The sequence below is a fragment of the Allobosea sp. 01N443 genome (assembly GCF_056399325.1).
Genome location: NZ_JBFTRC010000403.1, coordinates 1 through 922, shown reverse-complemented (window position 1 = coordinate 922; position 922 = coordinate 1). Strand labels below are relative to the sequence as shown.

General features: G+C 68.0%; 1 protein-coding gene. It reads left to right on the top strand.

From position 1 onward, the window contains the following. On the top strand, positions 1-922 hold a 922-nt coding region (locus AC1DRP_RS36690; protein ID WP_476771155.1), incomplete at both ends, for a calcium-binding protein.

The window sequence follows — 922 nt, the reverse complement described above, 5'->3', positions numbered from 1 at the left end:
CAACAATGTCGTCACCGGTGGCGCTCATGTCGACCTCGTCCAGTTCGGCGCCGGCCAGGACACGGCCCAGCTCGGAGCCGGCGACGATGCAGCGGCCGGTGGCGGCGGCGATGACCGGCTCTTCGGCGAGGCTGGCAACGACACGCTCTCCGGTGATGCCGGTGACGATGTGCTCGATGGCGGTTCCGGCGATGATCATCTCGCGGGCGGCGCCGGTGACGACCAGATCCATGGCGGGACCGGTAACGACATCGTCTTCGGCGGCGATGGGTGCGACCGGATCGAGGGCGACGCSGAYGACGACGTCGTCTTCGCCGGCGCCGGCGACGATAGGGTCGAGGGCAATGCCGGCAATGACCGGCTCTTCGGCGAGGCTGGTGACGACCGGATCGAGGGYGACGCGGGMGAYGATRTCRTCGATGGCGGGGCGGGCAAYGACCGGCTCGAAGGCGGCAGCGGCGCGGATACGCTCGATGGMGGTGGGGGCAGGGACCGGGTCGAAGCCGGGTCCGGCAACGACGTGATCATCGGCACCCTCGATGCCACGGCCGATTGCTATGATGGCGGCAGCGGCTGCGACACACTGGATTACTCCCAGGCGACGCAATGCATCGACATCAACCTGGTCGAGGGCAAGGCGGTCGGCGTCGAGATCGGCGAGGACAGCTTCTCCAGCATCGAGGCGGTGATCGGCGGCAGCGGCAACGACCACTTCACCATCGGCGCTGATGCGGTGACGCTGACCGGCGGTGCCGGCGACGACTGCTTCTCCTTCGACGTGCCCTATGACGCGGACGATCGCGACCTGATCCACCGGATCCTCGATCTCCAGGCCGGCGACCGCATCGTCGTCAAGCAGTACCAGATCGGCACGGATGACGACCCCGCCGCCAATGCCGCTGCGGACGGAGCAGATCCGTTC